The sequence below is a fragment of the Gordonia sp. SMJS1 genome, assembly GCF_029866425.1.
Taxonomy (GTDB): Bacteria; Actinomycetota; Actinomycetes; order Mycobacteriales; family Mycobacteriaceae; genus Gordonia; species Gordonia hongkongensis.
In genome coordinates this window covers 2218992-2240219 of record NZ_CP123381.1, presented here as the reverse complement: position 1 = coordinate 2240219, position 21228 = coordinate 2218992, and the positions used below count along the sequence as shown (strand labels likewise).

Annotated in this window: 21 protein-coding genes and 2 pseudogenes; 8 read left to right on the top strand and 15 right to left on the bottom strand. The window is 68.9% G+C overall.

Features of this window, described 5'->3' with window-relative positions; genetic code table 11:
• Positions 1–43: 43 nt before the first annotated feature.
• Positions 44–907 (bottom strand): type I methionyl aminopeptidase, encoded by an 864-nt coding sequence (map, locus tag QAD21_RS10230; protein ID WP_058250111.1) that lies wholly within the window; start codon positions 905–907, stop codon positions 44–46.
• A gap of 120 nt (positions 908–1027) precedes the next feature.
• On the opposite strand from map, the gene QAD21_RS10225 reads away from it, so the two are divergent.
• The 3 genes from QAD21_RS10225 to QAD21_RS10215 are packed head-to-tail and all read left to right on the top strand — an operon-like array spanning position 1028 to position 3983.
• Positions 1028–2050, top strand: a complete 1023-nt coding sequence (locus QAD21_RS10225) for an ABC transporter substrate-binding protein (protein ID WP_068971262.1) — start codon at positions 1028–1030, stop codon at positions 2048–2050.
• Positions 2047–3183 (top strand): iron ABC transporter permease, encoded by a 1137-nt coding sequence (locus QAD21_RS10220; RefSeq protein ID WP_205333128.1) that lies wholly within the window; start codon positions 2047–2049, stop codon positions 3181–3183. The genes QAD21_RS10225 and QAD21_RS10220 overlap by 4 nt, the downstream gene beginning before the upstream one ends.
• Complete coding sequence (locus QAD21_RS10215) at positions 3177–3983, top strand: heme ABC transporter ATP-binding protein (protein ID WP_068971261.1); 807 nt, start codon at positions 3177–3179, stop codon at positions 3981–3983. Before QAD21_RS10220 ends, QAD21_RS10215 begins: the two co-directional genes overlap by 7 nt.
• Before the next feature lie 27 nt (positions 3984–4010).
• Here the strand turns inward: QAD21_RS10215 and QAD21_RS10210 are convergent.
• From QAD21_RS10210 to dxr, 5 genes and pseudogenes are all read right to left on the bottom strand, one after another.
• Positions 4011–5851, bottom strand: a pseudogene (locus QAD21_RS10210) (penicillin-binding transpeptidase domain-containing protein).
• Positions 5852–5909: 58 nt separating this feature from the next.
• Positions 5910–6746 (bottom strand): GNAT family N-acetyltransferase, encoded by an 837-nt coding sequence (locus QAD21_RS10205; protein ID WP_065628972.1) that lies wholly within the window; start codon positions 6744–6746, stop codon positions 5910–5912.
• A 32-nt stretch (positions 6747–6778) separates the two neighbouring features.
• Entirely contained in the window at positions 6779–7966 is a 1188-nt protein-coding gene (gene ispG, locus QAD21_RS10200) for a flavodoxin-dependent (E)-4-hydroxy-3-methylbut-2-enyl-diphosphate synthase (RefSeq protein WP_078112440.1), read from the bottom strand.
• A gap of 70 nt (positions 7967–8036) precedes the next feature.
• Positions 8037–9266: a M50 family metallopeptidase gene (locus tag QAD21_RS10195; protein WP_068971260.1), complete on the bottom strand. Its 1230-nt coding sequence runs from the start codon at positions 9264–9266 to the stop codon at positions 8037–8039.
• A gap of 51 nt (positions 9267–9317) precedes the next feature.
• The gene (gene dxr, locus QAD21_RS10190; RefSeq protein ID WP_068971259.1) at positions 9318–10493 is read right to left on the bottom strand and encodes a 1-deoxy-D-xylulose-5-phosphate reductoisomerase; all 1176 of its coding nucleotides are present in this window, start codon (positions 10491–10493) and stop codon (positions 9318–9320) included.
• A gap of 143 nt (positions 10494–10636) precedes the next feature.
• Between dxr and QAD21_RS10185 the strand changes: the two genes are divergently transcribed.
• Complete coding sequence (locus QAD21_RS10185) at positions 10637–10939, top strand: DUF2631 domain-containing protein (RefSeq protein ID WP_058250103.1); 303 nt, start codon at positions 10637–10639, stop codon at positions 10937–10939.
• A gap of 98 nt (positions 10940–11037) precedes the next feature.
• Here QAD21_RS10185 and rlmN read toward each other — a convergent pair whose 3' ends face one another.
• Positions 11038–12144, bottom strand: a complete 1107-nt coding sequence (rlmN, locus tag QAD21_RS10180) for a 23S rRNA (adenine(2503)-C(2))-methyltransferase RlmN (protein WP_065628976.1) — start codon at positions 12142–12144, stop codon at positions 11038–11040.
• Positions 12145–12174: 30 nt separating this feature from the next.
• Between rlmN and QAD21_RS10175 the strand changes: the two genes are divergently transcribed.
• Complete coding sequence (locus QAD21_RS10175) at positions 12175–12582, top strand: lipopolysaccharide assembly protein LapA domain-containing protein (protein WP_068971258.1); 408 nt, start codon at positions 12175–12177, stop codon at positions 12580–12582.
• A gap of 25 nt (positions 12583–12607) precedes the next feature.
• Here the strand turns inward: QAD21_RS10175 and QAD21_RS10170 are convergent, their stop codons facing one another.
• The 4 genes and pseudogenes from QAD21_RS10170 to QAD21_RS10155 form a co-directional block, all read right to left on the bottom strand.
• Entirely contained in the window at positions 12608–13459 is an 852-nt protein-coding gene (locus QAD21_RS10170; protein ID WP_068971257.1) for a phosphatidate cytidylyltransferase, read from the bottom strand.
• The gene (frr, locus tag QAD21_RS10165) at positions 13456–14013 is read right to left on the bottom strand and encodes a ribosome recycling factor (protein ID WP_058250099.1); all 558 of its coding nucleotides are present in this window, start codon (positions 14011–14013) and stop codon (positions 13456–13458) included. The genes QAD21_RS10170 and frr overlap by 4 nt, the downstream gene beginning before the upstream one ends.
• 57 nt (positions 14014–14070) lie before the next feature.
• Complete coding sequence (pyrH, locus tag QAD21_RS10160) at positions 14071–14805, bottom strand: UMP kinase (protein WP_068971256.1); 735 nt, start codon at positions 14803–14805, stop codon at positions 14071–14073.
• Positions 14806–14904: 99 nt separating this feature from the next.
• A pseudogene (locus QAD21_RS10155) lies at positions 14905–15183 on the bottom strand (alpha/beta hydrolase-fold protein); the annotation flags it as partial.
• Between the two features lie 31 nt (positions 15184–15214).
• On the opposite strand from QAD21_RS10155, the gene QAD21_RS10150 reads away from it, so the two are divergent.
• Complete coding sequence (locus QAD21_RS10150; protein ID WP_223258937.1) at positions 15215–16012, top strand: hypothetical protein; 798 nt, start codon at positions 15215–15217, stop codon at positions 16010–16012.
• A 54-nt stretch (positions 16013–16066) separates the two neighbouring features.
• Here the strand turns inward: QAD21_RS10150 and tsf are convergent, their stop codons facing one another.
• The gene (gene tsf / locus QAD21_RS10145; protein ID WP_058250094.1) at positions 16067–16891 is read right to left on the bottom strand and encodes a translation elongation factor Ts; all 825 of its coding nucleotides are present in this window, start codon (positions 16889–16891) and stop codon (positions 16067–16069) included.
• Positions 16892–16945: 54 nt separating this feature from the next.
• Positions 16946–17767: a 30S ribosomal protein S2 gene (gene rpsB / locus QAD21_RS10140; protein WP_058250093.1), complete on the bottom strand. Its 822-nt coding sequence runs from the start codon at positions 17765–17767 to the stop codon at positions 16946–16948.
• Positions 17768–18157: 390 nt separating this feature from the next.
• On the opposite strand from rpsB, the gene QAD21_RS10135 reads away from it, so the two are divergent.
• Positions 18158–18631, top strand: coding sequence for a M23 family metallopeptidase (locus QAD21_RS10135; RefSeq protein WP_223258935.1), 474 nt, complete (start codon positions 18158–18160; stop codon positions 18629–18631).
• Positions 18632–18637: 6 nt separating this feature from the next.
• On the opposite strand, the gene QAD21_RS10130 is transcribed toward QAD21_RS10135, so the two are convergent.
• Both QAD21_RS10130 and QAD21_RS10125 read right to left on the bottom strand, forming a co-directional pair.
• Entirely contained in the window at positions 18638–19522 is an 885-nt protein-coding gene (locus tag QAD21_RS10130) for a tyrosine recombinase XerC (protein WP_058250297.1), read from the bottom strand.
• 87 nt (positions 19523–19609) lie between these two features.
• Positions 19610–20476 (bottom strand): siderophore-interacting protein, encoded by an 867-nt coding sequence (locus QAD21_RS10125; protein ID WP_280361315.1) that lies wholly within the window; start codon positions 20474–20476, stop codon positions 19610–19612.
• Positions 20477–20648: 172 nt separating this feature from the next.
• Here QAD21_RS10125 and QAD21_RS10120 point away from each other — a divergent pair, with 172 nt between their 5' ends.
• Positions 20649–21227, top strand: a complete 579-nt coding sequence (locus tag QAD21_RS10120) for a TetR/AcrR family transcriptional regulator (protein ID WP_165630197.1) — start codon at positions 20649–20651, stop codon at positions 21225–21227.
• The last annotated feature ends 1 nt before the right edge of the window (position 21228 follow it).

The window sequence follows — 21228 nt, the reverse complement described above, 5'->3', positions numbered from 1 at the left end:
ACGTCTCGGCTGTCGGACCGAACCTCAGTTGTCGGGCCCGATGTCAGTTGTCCGGCACAGTGAGGATCTCGGCGCCGTCGTCGGTGACGACGAGGGTGTGCTCGAACTGCGCGGTCCACCGGCGGTCGGCGGTCACCACGGTCCAGCCGTCGTCCCACATCTCCCACGGCAGTGCGCCGAGGTTGATCATCGGCTCGATGGTGAAGACCATCCCGGGTTCGAGGACCGTGTCGACGTTCGGTTCGTCGTAGTGCAGCACGATCAGCCCGTTGTGAAAGGTCTCACCGATGCCGTGGCCGGTGAAATCGCGCACGACCGTGTAGCCGAACCTGTTCGCGTAGGACTCGATGACCCGACCGATGACATTCAGCTCGCGACCCGGTTTGACGGCCTTGATGGCCCGCTCGGTCGCGATCCGCGTCCGCTCGACGAGATCGGCGGCCTCCTGGTCGACGTCGCCGGCGAGGAAGGTCGCGTTGGTGTCGCCGTGCACGCCGTGGATGTAGGCGGTGACGTCGATGTTGACGATGTCCCCGTCCTCGATCACCGTCGAATCCGGGATGCCGTGGCAGATCACCTCGTTCAACGAGGTGCAGCACGACTTCGGAAAGTCCTTGTAGCCCAGCGTCGACGGGTAGGCACCGTGGTCGATCATGTACTCGTGCGCGATCGCGTCGAGTTCGTCGGTGGTCACGCCCGGGGCGACGGCCTTGCCCGCCTCGGCGAGTGCATTGGCCGCGATCTTGCTCGCGATGCGCATCTTCTCGATCGTCTCGGCGGTCTGCACCCAGGGCTCATGGCCCTCGTTCACCGTCGGCTTCCACACGTATTCGGGACGTTCGATGGAGTCGGGCACGGACCGGATGGGCGACACGATCCCCGGCGTGAGGGCACTGCGAACTGGCATGCGACCAGACTATCCCGGCCCGTCGCGGCGAGGCCCGTGGGCGGACACCGCGGCGAACGTCACTAAGCTCGCCGGGAGGAGCCGATGGGAGGGCATCGGAGTCGACGATGGAGGTGTGCGGTGCGGACCAGGGGCTTACGGGCGGCGCTGGTGATGGTGCTGACCGTGCTGAGCCTGTCGGCGTGCTTCGTCACCCCGATCGAGCAGGAGCGGCACTCGCCGGGCGCACATCTGCGCGACGGCCCGCAGACTGCGACGCTCGCGGAGTCCGACGTCACGCCCGTCGTCGAGAATCCCGCTCCCCGGCTGCCCGCGACCGTGGACTCGCTGCGGTACGGCGACGTGACCGTCGACGACGCCGACCGGATCATCGCCGTGGACATCAACGGAACCCTCGGCAACATCGTGTACGCCCTCGGACTCGGGTCGCACGTGGTGGGGCGCGACACGTCCACCGCCTTCCCCTCGGCGAGATCGCTGCCGGTGGTGACCAACCGCGGACACAGCCTCAACGCCGAATCCGTTCTCGCCCTTGACCCGAGCGTCCTGCTCGTCAGCGAGTCCACTGTGCCCACCGCCGCCGTCGACCAGATCCGCGACTCCGGCGTCGCGGTCGTCGTGTTCCCGGCCGCCCGCAATCTGGAGTCGAACGACACCCTGATCCGCTCGGTCGCAGCCGCACTCGGTGTCGCCGATGCCGGCGAGAAGCTCGTCGCCCGGACCGACGCCCAGATCCAGGAGGCGCGCGCGCTGGTCCCGGATCCGTCCGGAGATCCCACCATGGCGTTCCTCTACATCCGCGGACGCAACCTGCTGCTGCTGGCCGGGCCCGGATCGGGTGCCGACGACCTCATCGAGGCGCTCGGTGGCCGGGATGCCGGCGCGGCAGCCGATCTCACCGGCGCGTTCACCGCGATCAGCGCCGAGGCCATGATCACCGCCGACCCGGACGTGATCCTCGTGATGACCCAGGGCGCGGCCACCGTCGGCGGACCCGAGGGGGTGCTGACCCTGCCGGGTGTGGCCGACACCGAGGCCGGCCGCAACGGACGGGTCGTGCAGATGGACGAGAGTCAGATCCTGGCGTTCGGTCCCGAGGTCGGACTGGTGCTGGGTGCGCTGGCGAGGTCGATCTACGCATGACCGACCCAGCGCGGACCACGACGGACCCGGCGACCGAGCCGACGACCCCGTCGGCCGTCGTCGCTCCCCCGGCCGGCACGTCGCATCGGGTCCGTGACCTCACGGTGGTGGCGGTGATGCTGGTCGCCTTGGTCGTGCTCGTCATCGTGTCCGCGGGCACCGGAAAGGTGTCGGTGCCGCCGCTCGAGGTGCTCGGCAGCCTCGCCCACCATTTCCACCTCGATCTCGGACCGCTCCCCTCCCACCCGAACGGCGAAGGCGCGCTGTGGAATGTGCGCTTCCCGCGCATCGTGCTCGGACTGTTCGTCGGAGCCGCGCTCGGCGCCGCGGGTTGCCTCCTGCAGGGAGTGCTGGCGAACCCGCTGGCCGAACCGGGGATCATCGGCGTCTCCTCCGGCGCCGCGGTCGGCGCCTGTCTGATGATCGTGCTCGCCGGCGGGACCGCCGGAGCCGGTGGCGCGGCGGGCAATTGGGCTCTCGCCGGGGCGGCCTTCGTGTTCGGCCTCATCACCGCGGCGGCGGTGTACGTGTTGTCCCTTCGCGACGGCTCGTCGTCGGCGATCATGCTGGTGCTCACCGGTATCGCGGTCAACGCGTTCGCGGCCGGGGTCATCGCCTTCCTCACCTTCGTGGCCACCACCGCCGCCCGCGAGCAGATCATCTTCTGGCAGCTCGGCTCGCTCGCCGGACGCACCTGGAGCGAGATCTGGGTCGTCGCACCGCTCGTCGTCGTGGGTGTCGCGGCCTGCCTGTTCCTGGTCTCGAAGCTCGATCTGCTCGCGCTGGGCGACATCCAGGCCGCCTCCCTCGGCGTGAACGTGGAGGCCGTCCGCCGGCAGGCGATCGTGCTCACCGCGGTGCTGACCGCCGCGGCGGTCGCCTTCGCCGGGATCATCGCCTTCGTCGGCCTCATCGTGCCGCACGTGATGCGCCTCATCGTCGGACCGCGCCACGCGATCCTGTTACCCACCAGCGTGATCGGTGGAGCGCTGGTCATCACCGGTGCCGACCTCGCCGCCCGGACGATGCTCGGTGACGCCGACCTCCCGCTCGGCATGTTCACGTCCCTGATCGGTGGCCCGGTCTTCTTCATCCTGTTGCGTCGCAGCCGTCACGCGGGTGCCGGATGGTGACGACCGAAACCGCCGCGACGACGGCCCTGGGTATCCACGCCCGAGACGTCTCGGTCGTTCTCGGCGGACGCGAGGTGGTGCGCGAGGTGACCCTCGACGTCGGGCGCGGTGAACTCGTCGCCCTCGTCGGCCCCAACGGGTGTGGCAAGTCCACGCTGCTGTCGGCCCTGTCCGGCACCCGCACACCGCAGCGCGGTCACATCGAGGTCGACGGCCGGGACGTCGCGACGACCTCGATGCGCGAACTCGCCCGCCACCGCTCGCTGGTGACCCAGCAGAACCGGGTGGACACCCCCTTCACCGTGGCCCAGGTCGTCGCGATGGGCCGCTACCCGTGGCTGCGGACACCGCGCGCGGCGAACTCCCCAGCGGTCATCGCCGACGCGATGGCACTGTGCGAACTCGGCGACATCGCCGACCGGCCGTTCGGACAGCTCTCCGGCGGCCAGCAGGCACGCGTCTCCCTGGGTCGTGCCCTCGCCCAGGACACCCCCGTCATGATGCTCGACGAGCCGACCGCGGCACTCGACATCCACCATCAGGAGCAGGTCCTCGACATCCTGCGCGTCCACCGCGATGCCGGGAACGCCGTGCTGCTGGTGGTGCACGACCTCACCCTCGCGGCCGCCTACGCCGACCGGGTGGCCGTGATGAAGGACGGCCGGCTGCTCGCGATCGGGCCGACGCCGGAGGTGATGACCGTCGACCTGCTCAGCCACACCTACGACCACCCCGTCGAGGTGATCGAACATGCCGGGCGACGGGTGATCCTCCCCGTCCGGACACCCGGTAGCGCCTAGAAGATGGTGCGCACTGGTGAGGGCGTCTCAGGAGAGAGGGCGCACCGCGTAGCCCGGTCCGAGACCGGCGAAGAAGTCGCGGGTGACGGCCACCGCGTTGTTCGAATCACCGCCACCTACGACGAGGGTGGCGAACGCGATGTCGCCACGGTAGCCGGCGAACCAGGCGTGTGACCCGCCGGCGAACTCCGCCTCACCGGTCTTGCCGAAGACCGCACCCTGGCCGTCGATCACCGACGCCGTACCGCTCGTGATGACCTCACGCATCATCGGGCGCAGCTGGGCGTAGACCTCGGGCGCCATCGTGGGCGTCGGACCCTCGACCTTCGTGGGCTTGTCCAGGATGAGTTGCGGCACCGGCGCCTTCCGACCGTTCGCCACGGTGGCGGCCACCAGGGACAGCCCCAGCGGCGAGACGAGGACCTTGCCCTGCCCGAAGCCGTCCTCACTGCGGGCGACGAGTTCGTTCTCGATCGGCACCGAGCCGGACACGGCGTCGAGGCCGGCGATCTCGTACTGTTGTCCGACGCCCATCGCGGCCGCGGCGTGCGCGAGATCCGACGGTCCCATCTCGCTGGCGAGTTTGGCGAACGTGGTGTTGCAGGACTGCGCGAACGCCCGCAGCATCGACACCGTCCCCAGCGAGAACCCGTCGTAGTTCGGGATCAGGCGCGGACCGATCTGGATGGCGCCGGGACATCCGACGGGAGTGTCGGGGGTGGCCATCCGATGGCTGATCGCGGCCGCGGCGGTCACCATCTTGAAGGTCGACCCGGGCGGGTACAGACCGGTCGTCGCGATGGGCCCCGACCGGTCGGCCGCGGGATTCTGGGCGACCGCGAGGATCCGACCGGTGGACGGCTGCACGACGACCAGCGCGATCTGGAACCGGTTGGTGGCGTTGACCGCTCGCTGGGCCGCGTTCTGCACCGTCCGCGACAGACTCAGCGAGACCGCCGGCGCGGGGTCCGGGTCGTGGTCGGCGAGGACGTCGGCGTCGAGGCCGTTGGGGTTGACCGTCACCACCCGCCAGCCCGCCCGCCCCGACACCTCGGAGTCGACGACCTTCTTGACCTCGGTCAGCAGGGCGGGCGCGAATCTCGGGTCCTCGGGGACCAGTTCGGCCTGTTCGTTGGTCACGACGCCGGGGATCGCCAGTTGGTCGCGCAAGCGGTCGAACTGGTCGTGGGACAGCCGGGCGAGCGGGTACTGCTGCCGGTTCGCGGTGACCTGTTCGATGATCGTCTGCTCGTTGAGCGAGGGACTGAACCGGCGCAGTACCGCGACCGCACCGGTCACCGACTCGGCGACCGACGCGCCCTGTTCGGCGGCGGCGGTCGCATCGAAGTTGACGCCCACGACGGTGCCGTTGACCATCACCTCCGAGCCGTCGGACTCATTGACCGTCGCGCGCGGCGCCTCGACGATCTGGAGCGAAAGGCGTTGATCGGCACCGAGTTTCGGATGGATGTTCGTCGACGCCCAGCGCACCGCCCAGCCGTCGTCGGACCGGCCCATCCGCAGGGTGGCGTCGTAGGCCCAGTCGCGGCCCCGCGGCAGCGCCCACGTGTAGTCGACGTCCACCTCGGCGGTGTCCCCGGTGACGCGGACCCGCCCGGCCTGCGACTCGAGCGCTCGGCACCCAGCCCGGCCCAGGCCGACTCCATCGCGGACTCCGCGGCAGCGGGTGTGTCGGTCAGCGCCGCCGCGGACGCCACCTCACGATCGGCGTAGGCCTGCAGGAAGCGCTCCGCGGCGCGGCGCGGCCCGTCGTCCTCGGAGGCCGAACAACCGACCGTGGCCACCGTCACGGCAGCACACACCGCGACGATCACCGCCGGGGTCCATCGAGTTCGCATGCGCCACATCGCAGTCGAGTCTAGGGTGGCCCGGCCGGAATCCCGCGACGCCACGCGGGGCGGGCGCTCAGTCGACGAGGACGGTCGCGAAGGTGCCGACCTCGGTGAACCCGATGCGGTCGTACACCGCGCGCGCGGTCACGTTGAAGCTGTTGACGTACAGACTCGGAATGCGGCCGTGAGCGGCGACGGCCTCGGCGACGGCCGCGGTACCACCCAGTCCCAGTCCCTCACCGCGCCGGTCGGGATCCACCCAGACTCCCTGGATCTGGCCGACCCGGCGGGACAGCGAGCCGATCTCGGCCTTGAACACGACGTCGGGGCCGTCGAACCGGGCGAACACCCGCTGCGCGGTGATGAGCGAGGCGAGGCGCCGACGATAGGAACGACCGCCGTCGCCGGCCGTCGGATCGACACCGACCTCGCCGATGAACATGTCGATGGCCGCGGGCATGTACGCGTCGAGGTCGTCGAGGGTCACCAACCGCACGAGCGGGTCGGCGGGTACCGCCGCACAACACGTGAGGGCGAGCAGTGGCTGCACCGGCCGGACCTCACGCGCCGGACCCCACACCGGCTCGATCTGTTCCCACATCTGCATCACGAGGTCGGCGCGGCCGACGATGGAGGAGCATGCCCGCGGCCCGGCGATGGCGCGGTCGGAGAAGTAGTCGAGATCCTCGGGCGAACCGGTGAGCGGGATCAGGTTGGCGCCGGAGAAGCAGAGGGACGACGCGGGATTCTGCGCGGTCCACAGCTCGCCGCCCAGCAGCCGGGGGTTGATCCCGTGCGTCTCGAAGCGGGCCGCGACCATGCACATCGCCACCGGGTCCGAGGTGAGGACACGTTCGACAGCAGCCGCATCACGAGCGCCGAGCGGCTTGTCGCCCAGTAGCTTCAGCAACGCCGCTCCTCCCTCTCGAGCCTCCCGCCGACCTAGGAAACGGTCACCACGGGCGGGCCCACGTGAGTACCGTCTCCAGTTTCTCCTGATTCCTCGGCGATCCGCAGCGCTTCTTCGATCAAGGTCTCCACGATCTGCGCCTCGGGAACCGTCTTGATGACCTCGCCCTTGACGAAGATCTGCCCCTTGCCGTTTCCGGAGGCCACGCCGAGGTCGGCCTCGCGGGCCTCACCGGGGCCGTTGACGACGCACCCCATCACGGCCACGCGCAGCGGGACCTCCATGCCCTCGAGTCCGGCGGTGACCTCGTCGGCCAGCTTGTAGACGTCGACCTGGGCGCGGCCGCACGACGGGCATGAGACGATCTCGAGTTTGCGCGGGCGGAGATTCAGCGACTGCAGGATCTGGTCGCCGACCTTGATCTCCTCGGCCGGCGGGGCCGACAGGGACACCCGGATGGTGTCGCCGATGCCCTCGCTGAGCAGCGCGCCGAAGGCGACGGCGGACTTGATCGTGCCCTGGAAGGCGGGCCCGGCCTCGGTGACCCCGAGGTGCAGCGGGTAGTCACAGGCGGCGGCGAGCTGGCGGTAGGCCTCCACCATGATCACCGGGTCGTTGTGCTTCACCGAGATCTTGATGTCGCCGAAGCCGTGCTCCTCGAACAGCCCGGCCTCCCACAGCGCCGACTCGACGAGCGCCTCCGGGGTCGCCTTGCCGTACTTCTGCAGGATCCGCTTGTCGAGGGACCCGGCGTTGACGCCGATCCGGATGGGGATCCCGGCATCACCGGCCGCCTTGGCGACCTCCTTGACCCGGCCGTCGAACTCCTTGATGTTGCCCGGGTTGACACGCACGGCGGCACAGCCGGCGTCGATCGCGGCGAAGATGTACTTCGGCTGGAAGTGGATGTCGGCGATCACCGGGATCTTGGACTTCTTGGCGATGATCGGCAGCGCCTCGGCGTCTTCGGGACGCGGGCACGCGACACGCACGATGTCGCACCCCGAGGCCGTCAACTCCGCGATCTGCTGCAGGGTGGCATTGATGTCGTGGGTCTTGGTGGTCGTCATCGACTGCACCGAGATCGGGTGGTCGCTGCCGACGCCGACCGAGCCGACGAAAAACTGCCGGGTCTTCCGACGCGGGGCGAGCACCGGCGGTGGTCCGGCGGGCATGCCGAGTCCGATCGGCACAGCGGTCGCGGGAGTCGGGGCGTTCATCTCGTTCACCTCTGGGGGTTTCGGTTCTCTGGTGGTATTCGGCGCCGGACGGCGACCCGGATCGTCCGGGTCACTGCCACGGGTTGATCGGGTTGATGATGTCGGCGGTGAGCGTGAGCACCATGAAGCCGGCCATGATCACGACGGCGGCGTAGGTGATCGGGAGCAGTTTGTAGTAGTCGACGGCCCCACCGGGTGCCCGGCCGAACCAGCGCCGCACGGTGTCGCGCCCCTTCTCGTAGCCGACGATCGCCATGTGGCCGCCGTCGAGCGGGAGGAGCGGGACCAGGTTGAACAGTCCCAGGAAGAAGTTGATGCTGATCAGGAGCATCCAGAACATGTCCCACAGTCCACGCTCGACGGCCTGACCGCCGAGCACCGAGGCGCCGTACACGCTGACCGGGGTGTCGAGGGCGCGCTCACCGCCGGTGACCGCCGTCCACAGCGCACCGATCTTCGAGGGTAGGGACAGCAGCGCGTTCCAGGTCTCGACCGCCAGTTCGCCGGTGAATCCGATCGCGCCGGGCACGATCTCGAGGCCGCTGTAGGTGATGACGTTCGGCGGGACGTCGTAGGCGATGCCGACCATGTTGTAGGTCTGGGTTTCGGAGGTGCCGTCGGCGTTCGTCGCCGTCACCGTGGTGGGCTCGGGGGTCATCGTCAGGTCGAGTCGCTGACCGTCGCGGTCGACCGTCAGCGCGACCGGGCCGCTGGACTCGCGGATCACCGGGGTCAGATCCGACGCCTGCCCGACCGGCTGACCGTTGATCGCCACGATGTCGTCACCGGGGAGCAGCCCGGCGGCGCCCGCCGGGCCGGTGCCGGTGCAGGGCGCGTCGGTCTGCTTGTTGCCTTCGATGGTGATCGTCGACGGGACGCACTGGGTCTTGCCGACGGTTGCCGGGGTCGGGCCGGGGTTGAGATTGGGCAGGCCGAACGTCAGTCCGACGATGATGATGAGGACGAAACCGAGGAGGAAGTTCTGGGCCGGTCCGGCGAACAGCACGACCAGGCGTTTCCAGGCCTTCTGCTTGTACATCGCCCGGTCCTTCTCGTCCCAGGCGAGTTCCTCGTGGGGGGTCATCCCGGCGATGTCGCAGAAACCGCCCAGCGGCAGCGCCTTGATCCCGTACTCGGTCTCGCCGCGCCGGGTGGACCAGATCGTGGGACCGAAGCCGACGAAGTACCGCCGGACCTTCATGCCCGTCGCCTGCGCGGCCCACATGTGGCCGCACTCATGCCATGCGACCGACAGCAACAGCGCCACGGCGAACAGCGTGACGCCGATCGCGAAACTCACGTACCCACTCCATCCGGATCACGGGGCGCACCCGCTCACGAGAGCCGCCGATCAGACGGATGCGGCCGCAACCAGCTGCGCAGCGCGATCCCGGGCCCACCGATCGGCGGCGAAGACCTCTTCCACAGTACCTGGCGTCCGGCGCCACTGGTCTGCCTCGCCGAGCACCTCCTCGATGACCTCGACGATGCGCGGGAACCGGATCGCACCTGCGAAGAACCCTGCTGCGGCGGCCTCGTTGGCGGCGTTGTAGACAGCCGTCAGACTGCCTCCCGCCGCACCGGCGCGTCGAGCCAGCTCGATCGCCGGGAACACCGCGTCGTCCACGGGCTCGAACGTCCACGCCGACGCGGTCGAGAAGTCGCAGGCCGTCGACGATCCGGGCACCCGGTCCGGCCATCCCAGTGCCAGGGCGATGGGTAGCTTCATCGACGGCGGTGAGGCCTTCGCCACCGTCGCCCCGTCGACGAAGGTCACCATCGAGTGCACGATCGACTGCGGGTGGACGGTGACGTCGATGCGGTCGTAGTCCACGTCGAACAGCAGGTGCGCCTCGATGACCTCGAGGGCCTTGTTGACCAGGGTCGCGGAGTTGAGCGTGATCATCGGGCCCATCGACCACGTGGGATGTCGGCCGGCCTGCTCGGGGGTGACGTCCTCGAGTTGCGCACGGGTCCATCCGCGGAACGGGCCGCCCGACGCGGTGAGGACCAGTCGGTCCACCTCGGCGGCCGTCCCCGCTCGCAGACACTGTGCGATTGCGGAGTGCTCGGAGTCGACCGGGACGATCTGCCCGGGCGCGGCGGCGTCGAGGACCAGTGCCCCGCCCGCCACGAGCGACTCCTTGTTGGCCAGCGCGAGCCGGGCACCCGATCGGAGTGCGGCGAGGCTGGGCGCCAGACCGATCGAGCCGACGACGGCGTTGAGGATCACATCGACCCCGGTGTCCGCGGCGACGACGTCGATCAGATCACACATGGCGTCCGGTCCATTCAGGACCCGGCCGCCGAGACGTTCGCCGAGTTCCTGCGCCCGCGTGGCGTCGGCGACGGCGATCCGCGAGGCCGGCACGCCGAACGCGGCGGCCTGATCGGCGAGCAGATCGGGATTCGACCCGCCGGCACCCAGACCGGCGACCTCGAAACGATCCGGATGTTCGGCGATCACCTCGAGAGCCTGGACGCCGATGGAACCGGTGGAGCCGAGGATCAGCACGCGTGTGGGCACGCACCCATTCTGGACCATGCTCGTCGACGAACCGCCGCCGCCGGTGACACCGGACCGACCTGCGGGCAGGAGGTGCCGCTATGCTGCTCGGAGAACTACTACCGATCGTCAGACATCTGACGTCCGCGCTGTGAGGAGTGGCTGTGGCAAGCACCGATGTGGAGCACACTGTGGGGCACGGCGATGGGGGGCATGGCGAAGTCGAGGTCATCGACACCGGCTGGCGCCGCGAGCCCGCCGATGCCCCGTCCGCCCGGTTCGGCTGGCACGGAGCAGCGACCAAGACCTTCTACGGTGCGGCCATCTTCTTCGCGCTGTTCCTGCTCGCGATGATCATCGGCAACCACACCGGGCACATCGAGGACCTGTATCTCATCGCCTTCGCCGCGGGCACGATCTTCCTCGTGGTGCGCGGCTGGTGGATGAACCGCGGAAAGTGGTCCTGACCAGCCAGATCGCCTCATCTACGACGAACGCCGAGCGGTGATCCGCTCGGCGTTCGTCGCATCTGCCTCTCAACACGCCCCGGGTCGGCGCCTCGGTGTCAGCGCTCTTCGGCCGCCAGCTGACCACACGCGGCGGCGATCTCCTGCCCGCGCGTGTCGCGAACGGTGCACGAGACTCCCTGCTCACGGACCCGGCGGACGAATTCGCGTTCGACCGGTTTGGGACTGGCGTCCCATTCCGAACCCGGCGTCGGGTTCAGCGGGATGAGATTCACGTGAACGAGTGACCCGAGGGCCCGGTGCAGCTTCTCCCCCAGCAGGTCGGCCCGCCAGGGCTGATCGTTGACGTCGCGGATGAGGGCGTACTCGATGGAGACGCGCCGTCCGGTGGTGTCGGCGTAGTAGCGGGCCGCCTCGAGCACCTCGGCGACCGACCACCGGTTGTTGACCGGGACGAGGGTGTCGCGCAGTTCGTCGTCGGGCGTGTGGAGGGAGACGGCGAGCGTCACCGCGAGCCCCTCGTCGGCGAGACGGCGGATCGACGGCGCGAGACCGACGGTCGACACGGTCACCGAGCGCGCGGAGATCCCGAGGCCCTCCGGCGCCGGCGAAGTGATCTGCCGGACGGCGCTGACCACGCGCTTGTAATTGGCCAGCGGCTCACCCATACCCATGAACACGACGTTCGACAGGCGTCCGGGCTCGCCGAGCTCCCCGTCGCGCAGCGCGCGGGCCGCGGCCCGCACCTGATCGACGATCTCGGCGGTCGACAGGTTGCGGTCCAGTCCGCCCTGCCCGGTGGCACAGAACGGGCAGGCCATGCCGCAGCCCGCCTGGCTGGAGATGCACAGCGTGTTGCGATCGGTGTAGCGCATGAGGACGCTCTCGAGGAGCGTGCCGTCGTGCAGGCGCCAGAGCGTCTTGCGGGTGGAGTCGTCGTCGCAGGAGATGTGCCGGACCGGGGTGAGCAGCTGCGGGAAGAGCTTGTCCCGCACCGATTCGCGCGACGCCGCCGGCAGATCCGTCATCTCGTCGACGTCACCGTTGAGGCGCGCATAGTACTGGCGGGCCAGTTGATCGGCCCGGAACTTCGGCAGCCCCAGGTCGGCCAGCGCCGCGACGCGACCGGCGGGGTCGAGGTCGGCGAAGTGTGTCGGCGGCCGCCCACGCTTGGGCGCGTCGAACACGAGTGGCAATGAGGTCATTTCGCCATTGTCGCATGTCATGATGAAGTGATGACGACACCCGAGGACCGACGGCACACGGGTTCGGTACCGGCGTGGGGCGAACAGCCCGCCGCGTCACCGCCACCGGCGACCGGTCACGCGCACACCCCGGAGCAGCACGCCCCTGACCCGGACCATCGCGATCGTCTCCGCCGCACGGTCGCCGACGTGGAGCACACGCGGACGCGCGCCACCTGGTTCGGCGTGGTGATCGGCGCGATCATCCTGGTCCTGTTGCTCGTCTTCATCGTGCAGAACCTCCAGTCGCAGACCATCGACTTGCTGTTCTGGGAGGTCAACCTGCCCCTCGGGGTCAGCCTGCTGATCGCGGCCATCGCCGGTGCACTGGTCGTCGCGCTCGTGGGCGGCCTGCGGATGCTGCAACTGCGGCGCGCGCTGAAGAAGGCAGCCAAGTAGCGTCCGGCGGCGCGGTGGCGCGTGCTCAGAGCAGCGCGGTGAGCACGACCCACACCACGAACGCCGACGGCAGCAGGCTGTCGAGCCGGTCCATGATGCCACCGTGGCCGGGCAGCAGCGTGCCCATGTCCTTGATCCCGAGATCGCGCTTCACCTGGGATTCGACGAGATCGCCGAGGGTCGCGCAGACCACCAGGACCGGTCCCAGGATGATGCCGATCCACCAGTGGCTCTCGAGCAGGAACACCACGCAGCCGACGGCACCGACAGTGCCGACGACGAGCGAGCCCACCATGCCTTCCCAGGATTTCTTCGGACTGATCGCCGGCGCCATCGGGTGCTTGCCGAACATCACACCCGCGGCATAGCCGCCGACGTCGGAGCACACCACGACGACCATCAGCGTGGCCACTCGCGCCGCCCCGTCGTCCTGCACGACCAGGTGGGCGCCGAACGACGCGAGCAGCGGTAACCACGCCAGCACGAACACGGTGACGGCGAGGTCGCGGAGGTAGTTGACCGGCGCCTTGTCGATGCCCTGCCCGAGCAGCTTCCACACCATCGACACCAGGGCCGTCGCCACGAAGGCGACGAGGGCTCCGGTCGGACCCCAGGGCCAGCTCGCCCAGATGATGGCCTGGCCGCCGATGAGCAGCGGCCAGAGGGCGACGTCGTAGCCGCCGGTGCGGAGACGTTTGATGACCTCCCAGGTGGCGACCGCGAACGCGACCGCCACGAGGCCGTACCAGACCTTCGGGACGAAGATCAGGATCGCGATGATGCTGATGCCGAGTGTGCCGCCGACCGCGATCGCGGCCGGCAGGTCGCGGCCGGCGCGCGACCTCTTCCCACCGCCCCGTTGCGGAACCTCGTTCACACCTCGAGCAATTCGTCTTCTTTGTGCTTGACCAAGTCGTCGATCTGGTGCACGTAGGTCGCCGTGGTCTTGTCCAGCTCCTTCTCGGCGCGCGACACCTCGTCCTCGCCGGCCTCGCCGTCCTTCTGGATGCGCTTGAGCTCGTCGGCAGCCTTGCGGCGCACGTTGCGGATCGCGACCTTCGCGTCCTCACCCTTGCCCTTGGCCTGCTTGACCAGATCGCGGCGACGCTCCTCGGTGAGCTGCGGGACGGCGACGCGGATGATCGTGCCGTCGTTGGTCGGATTGACCCCGAGGTCGGAGTTGCGGATCGCGGTCTCGATGTCGCGCAGCGTCGACGCCTCATACGGCTTGATCACGACGAGTCGCGGTTCGGGCGTGTTGATGCTCGCGACCTGGGTCACGGGGGTCATCGAGCCGTAGTACTCGATGTTGACCTTGTTGAACATGGCCGGGTTCGCCCGCCCGGTGCGGATGGAGCCCATGTCCTCCTTGGCGACGTTGACCGCCTTCTCCATCTTCTCCTCGGCGTCGAGCAACGCGTCGTCGATCATCTTCGTCCTTGTTCCGTTCGGTCGGTGTTCTCGTCGATCTCGGGGTCAGGCGCCGGTTCAGGTGCTGACCAGGGTGCCGATGCGGTCGCCTGCGACCGCACGGGCGATATTGCCCTGCTGGAGCAAATTGAACACCAAGATCGGCATCTTGTTGTCCATACACAGGCTGAAGGCCGTCGCGTCGGCGACCTTGAGCTCCTTGTCGAGCACCTCGCGGTGAGTGATCTCGGTGAAGAGGGTGGCGTCGGGGTTGGTGCGCGGGTCGGCGTCGTACACGCCGTCGACCGCCTTGGCCATCAGGACCACCTCGGCCTTGATCTCCAGCGCACGCTGGGCCGCGGTGGTGTCAGTGGAGAAGTACGGCATCCCCATGCCGGCGCCGAAGATGACGACGCGGCCCTTCTCCAGGTGCCGCTGGGCACGCAGCGGGAGATACGGCTCGGCGACCTGCCCCATCGTGATGGCGGTCTGCACCCGGGTCGAGATCCCGCGCTTCTCCAGGAAGTCCTGCAGCGCAAGGCAATTCATGACAGTGCCGAGCATGCCCATGTAGTCCGAGCGGCTTCGGTCGAGCCCTCGTTGCTGGAGTTCGGCGCCGCGGAAGAAGTTGCCGCCGCCGATCACGACGGCGACCTGGACACCGGAATTGACGACGTCGGCGATCTGGTCGGCGACGGTACCCACGACGTCGGGGTCGAGCCCGACGTCGCCGCCACCGAACATCTCGCCGCCCAACTTCAGCAAGACCCTACGGAATCCATCCCGCCGGATGGGGTCGGACGCTTCACTCATCGGCTTCCTCACTCGTCGGTTCGGTGAACTATCGTACGTCGTCACCGGAACCGACCCGCGATACGCGTCGTGCGCGCCGCGCGAGGGTGCCCTGTGGATTCAGCCGCGTAGGGCCGCGTCGAACTGCGGCCAGGCACGATGCAGTTCGTCCTGCCAGTACGGCCACGCATGGGTCCCGCCCTCGTAGAGGTGGAACGTCGCCGGCACACCGATGTCGCGCATCCGCCGCTGGAGGTTCCTCGTGCACTGCGCCGTGGCGGTCTCGATCACCGCCCCGACTGCGATCTGGTCGAACAGCTTGGAGCCGTTGCCCTCGATGCCGGGGCCGTCGAGGGTGTCGTACCGGCCCGGCATCCCGGATCCGTTCGAGACGTAGATCGGGCTTCTCCTGTCGCTCCTGTTCTTCAGCGTGTTCGCCGGGTTCTTCTTCACCGTGTCGATCTCGGCTCAGTTCGGACTCGGCTACTCGGCCTTCGGGACCGGGATGCTGGCCCTGCCCTTCGCGATCGGCGCCGCGGTCGGCTCACTCGCCTCACCACGCGTGGTCGCCCGCATCACCGCCCCGCACACCCTGATGGCCGGATCCGTCGCCGTCGGAGCCGGATTCGTCTGGCTCGCGATGATCATCGAACCGGCTGCGGAGACCCTGCCGGTGCCCGGCATCCTCGGTCCCCTCGTACTCGGCGGTCTGGGGACGGGTGTGTTCATCGCACCGCTGCAGGCCGTGATCCTGTCCGACACGACCGAAGCCACGGTGGGCACGGCAACCGGGACGATCCCCACTGTTCAGCAGATCGGCGCCTCGATCGGGCTGGCGGTCGTCACCCTCTTCTTCTTCGGTCAGGTGGCCGGCCAGACAAGCGAGACGGTTCCGGCGGTGAGAGCCGAACTCGTTGCGTCGCTGTCGGAGTCACCGGTTCGCCCGGTGCTGCACGGGGCGGTCGCCGATCGTTTCGCATCCTGCGCGAGCGATCAGCTGCGGTCCGCACATCCGGAGCGACCGGCGCCCGCCTGCGCGGGCGGACCGACCTCGCCGGCGGTCGCCGCGGTCGCCGCGCAGGCACGGCCCTCGACTCAGGATGCGGCCCGGTCGGTGACCGCTCGGACCTTCCTGGCCGCGCTGAGGACGACCTTGATGATGCTGGGTCTCGTCGCCGTGGCGATCGGGGCACTCGCCGCCGCTCTGCGGACGCGACGGACCCCATGAACGCACATCGCCCCGTCTCCTCGACGGAGACGGGGCGATGTGGAACGCGTTCGATCAGGCCTGGCCGACCTCGAACCGGGTGAATGCCTTGACGGTCACACCGGCGTCGTCGAGCAGGGCCTTGACGGACTTCTTCGAGTCCTGGACCGAGGCCTGGTCGAGCAGCACGACGTCCTTGTAGAAGCCGTTGACGCGACCTTCGACGATCTTGGGCAGGGCCTGCTCGGGCTTGCCCTCCTCCTTGGCCGTCTGCTCGGCGATACGACGCTCGTTCTCGACGACGTCCGCGGGGACCTCGTCGCGGGTGGCGTAGCGCGCCTTGAGCGCGGCCACCTGCATCGCGGCGCCGCGAGCGGCCTCCTCGGCGGCCTCGCCCTCACCGGTGTAGGACACCAGCACGCCGACGCCCGGAGGCAGGTCCGACGCGCGCTTGTGCAGGTACACGGCAACGGGACCGTCGTAGTAGGCCACGCGCCGGAGCTCGAGCTTCTCGCCGATCTTGGCCGAGAGAGCCGCCACGGCCTCGTCCACGGTGCCGTCGCCGAGCGGAGCCTTCTTCAGCTCGTCGAGGTCGTTGGTCTTCGCCGCGGCCGCCGCGTTCACGATGTCGTCGGCGAGCTGCTGGAACTCACCGTTCTTCGCGACGAAGTCGGTCTCGGAGTTGATCTCGATGAGCGCGCCGCCCTTGGCCGCGACCAGGCCCTCGGCCGTGGAGCGCTCGGCGCGCTTGCCCACGTCCTTGGCGCCCTTGATACGCAGCTCTTCGACGGCCTTGTCGAAATCGCCGTCGTTGTTGGCCAGCGCGTTCTTGCAGTCGAGCATTCCAGAGCCGGTGAGCTCACGGAGACGCTTCACATCAGCTGCGGTGTAGTTCGCCATCGTCGGCGAGCCTCCTTAGAGAAAGTGTTGGGACCGGACTGCGAGCAGTCGGGACTACTGAGCAGCCGGGGCGTCGGTCGCGGCGGCGTCGCCGGCCGGTGCCGCAGCCTGGGTCAGCAGTTCCTGCTCCCACTCTGCCAGCGGTTCGCCACTGCCGGCCTCGGGCTTGGCGTCGCCACTGGCGGCGCCGGCACGGGCCTGGACGCCCTCGGCCACGGCCGAGGCCACGACGCGGGTGAGCAGTGCTGCGCTGCGGATGGCGTCGTCGTTGCCCGGGATCGGGTAGTCGACGAGGTCGGGATCGCAGTTGGTGTCCAGGATCGCGATGACCGGGATGTTCAGCTTGCGCGCCTCGCCGACGGCGATGTGCTCCTTGTTGGTGTCGACGACCCACACGGCCGACGGAACCTTGGCCATGTCGCGGATACCGCCGAGGGTGCGCTCGAGCTTGTTCTTCTCACGCGTGAGCATGAGGATTTCCTTCTTGGTGCGTCCCTCGAAACCGCCGGTCTGCTCCATGGTCTCGAGCTCCTTCAGGCGCTGCAGGCGCTTGTGGACGGTCGAGAAGTTGGTGAGCATGCCACCGAGCCAGCGCTGGTTGACGTACGGCATGCCGACACGGGTCGCCTCCGCGGCGATCGATTCCTGTGCCTGCTTCTTGGTGCCGACGAAGAGGATGGTGCCGCCGTGGGCGACGGTCTCCTTGACGAACTCGTACGCCTTGTCGATGTAGGTCAGCGTCTGCTGCAAATCGATGATGTAGATGCCGTTGCGGTCGGTGAAGATGAATCGCTTCATCTTCGGGTTCCAACGGCGGGTCTGGTGCCCGAAGTGTGCGCCGCTGTCCAGCAGCTGCTTCATGGTCACGACAGCCATGATCGTCCTTTTCTCGCAGTTGTCGTCGGTACCGTCGGTACCGACCCTGGCGCCTGCGGCCGAGTGCCACCCGAGACGGCATGGGCCGTTCCGGGACTGCTCACTTGGCGTGTGTTTCTCGACTGTGCTGGTCAGGGCGTCGAAGCCCGGAGCGTCACAGACCTGAGTGCAGGCGCGCGAAGTCACCTCATCAACGAGCGATGAGGTGCGTGGGAGAGTTTACGCCGCGGCGGATGGAACACCAAAACGCCTTCGCCCACGTCGGAGACGGTTGTGGTGATGCCGTCGGCGGTCGAATCGGCATCGACCGCGCGCCCGGCGGATCCCATCCGGCTCCCGCCGCGTCCAATCAGCGTGCCATCCCGATTACCGCGTGTCCTCGCCGCGCTCCTGCCGACCGTCCTCAGCGTCGTCGGTCCGGTCCCGACCGCCGCGTCCGTCGGTGTGTACGCGGCGCCGTTGTCGCCCCGGCCCACCGTGGTGACCGCCTACGACGAGCCCGAGAAGCGATGGCAGCCCGGCCACCGGGGCGTCGACCTCGCGGCCGGGCCCGGCCAGACCGTCCGCGCGGCGGGCGCCGGTCGCGTGCGCTTTGCGGGAACGGTCGCCGGCCGGCCGGTGGTCTCGGTGTCCCATCCCGACGGCGTGACCACGACGTACGAGCCGGTGGAGGCGAGTGTCGACGCGGGTGATCACGTCTCACGAGGTGAGGTCATCGGGACCGTGATGACAGGTCATCCGGGATGCCCGGTGCCCGCCTGCCTGCACTGGGGCGCCCGACGCGGTAGCGGCCGTGCGGCGGACTACCTGGACCCGCTCGGCCTGCTCGGGGCCGTGCGCGTCCGACTCAAACCGGTCGACTGACGGCGGTCACGCTCGCGGGTGCGCCTGTCGATGGACGGCCCGCAGACGTTCGACGCTCACATGCGTGTAGATCTGCGTCGTGGCGAGCGACGAGTGTCCGAGCAGTTCCTGGACGACGCGCAGGTCGGCACCACCCTCGAGCAGATGAGTGGCGGCGCTGTGCCGGAGTCCGTGTGGCCCGGTCGCCGGGCCTCCGCTCGCCTCGACCGCGCGTGACACGACCGAGCGCGCCATCCGCTGGTCGAGCCGTCCCCCGCGGGCACCCAGCAGCAAGGCTGGTCCGGACGCGTCGGTCACCAGGGCCGGGCGTCCGGAACGCAGCCAGGCGTCGATCGCGCGGGCGGCGGGCTCTCCGTAGGGGACCGACCGTTCCTTGTCGCCTTTGCCGATCACCCGCACCACCCGTCGCCCGGCGTCGACGTCGCCGACGTCCAGCCCGCACAACTCCCCCACTCGAACTCCGCTGGCGTACAACAACTCCAGGATGACCCGATCCCGCAGGGCGATCGGGTCGTCGGGGGCACGATCCACTCCGGTGGCCGCGATCGCGGCTTCTGCCTGGGCGGGGGCCAGTACCGCGGGCAGGGTCCGGTGCGCCTTGGGAGCCTTCAACCGCTGTGACGGGTCGGCCGCCAGGTAGCCCTCGCGGACCGCCCACGCGCAGAACGTCTTCGCCGCGGAGACCTGCCGGGCCACGGTCGTGCGCGCGGCGCCGCGCCGGGTCAGTTCCGCGAGCCAGGCCCGCAGCAGCGGGAGATCGATGTCGGCCACCGCGATTCCGCGGGCACCGGCGAACGAGACGAGGGCGCGAGCCCCACCGACATAGGCGCGGATCGTGTGCTCGCTGCGCCCTTTCTCCAGGCGCAGGTGATCGGCGAAGTCGTCGAGCATGGTCACGACCTCACCGCGTCGGACACCCGAGTGCAACCGCACACGCGGCGTTGTGGCCGAATCGGTGCGGTGTCCGGTCGGTGGGCCTCAGCCCTGGGCGCCGACGGCCTGCTCCTCGGCCCGCAGGTCGGCTTTCCACTGTCGGAAGCCCTCCTCGGTCCGGCCGCGCCGCCAGTACCCGGAGATCGAGGCGTTGGCCGCACTCACGCCGCGTTCCTTGCGGATGTAGGCCCGCAGGTTGTGCATGACCGCTTGCGCCTCGCCGTGGATGAACACGTGCGGTTCGCCCTCGAGCCATTCCGTCGCGCGCACGGCCGCGATCAGCGGGGCGTTGTCACCGGCGAGCGAATCGTCGACGTCCGCCGCGGGTCCGCCGCGGTGCACCCACGAGACCTGTGCCCCGGCGGGTGCGTCCAGGTCGAGTTCGTCGTCGGGGCCGGCGACCTCGATGAAGACCTTGGCGACGGCGTCGGCGGGAAGGGCTTCGAGTGCGGCGGCCACCGCGGGGAGACCCGCCTCGTCGCACGCCATGAGATGCCAGGGGGCATCGGATCGCGGACGGTAGCCGCTACCCGGCCCGATGAAACGGATCGTCTCGCCTGGCTCCACCGAGGCCGCCCAGGGGCCGGCGATGCCCTCGGTGCCGTGCACGACGAAGTCGACGACGAGCTCGCGGGCCTCCGCGTCGACCCGGCGCACCGTGTAGGTACGCAAGACGGGTTGCCGCTCGGGCGCCACGTTCGTACGGATCTCCTGGAGATCGAACGGTTCGGGATAGCTGACACCCGGCGGTGCGAAGACGAACTTCACATACATGTCGGTGTCGGGTTCCCCGGACTTGCCCAGAGCCGGTCGGAAGTCGTCGAACCCCTCCCCGCCCAGGTACAGGCGTACGAAATGCGGGCTGATCCGCTCTCTTCGTAGCACCGTCATCGTGTTCACGCGTTTCGCCATCGAACCTCCCTTTCGGGTCAACCCTACGCCTACGAGATTAGGCCACCCTTAGCTTTAGGCCGGCGAACCACCCATCCGCGGTTGTAAGGTTTTCTATCGATCAAGCGATGTGAATTCGAGACTTTGCCATTGCTAAAGTCAGACGTCGCGAGACCCGACCAGAGGTGACTCCATGCCGGATCAGCCCGTGGACCAGTCCACCACGCGCCGCAGCTCGCGGCTCAGTGTGGACGACTGGTTGGAGGCCGCGACCCAGATCCTGGTCGACGACGGGATCGATGCCCTCAAGATCTCGCGCCTCAGCGCGCGCCTCGGTGTGACCAAGGGCAGCTTCTACTGGCACTTCACCGACATCGGGGCGCTGAAGACCGCGCTCGCCGAACACTGCCGACGTGCCCAGTCGGCGGCGGCCGACCGGATCGAGGCGCTGGAGGCCCTACCACCGGTCGAACGGGTCGAAGGGATGGCCCGTCTGCTGTCGGATCCTCGTCGCTGGGCGATGGAGTCCGCCCTGCGCCGCTGGGCCCAGACGGACGAGTCGATCGCGAACTCGGTCGATGCACTCGACTGCCGGATCTTCTCGATCGCGATCTCCGCGATGCGTGAACTCGGTTTCTCGGAGGCCGAGGCACACGCTCGCGCGACGACGCTTCTGTACGCGGGAATCGGTTACGTCCATGCTCATAGCCGTCTGAACGAGGCGACGGTCGAGGATCTGCATGTCATCATCGACGTCCTCACCCGCCGCTGAG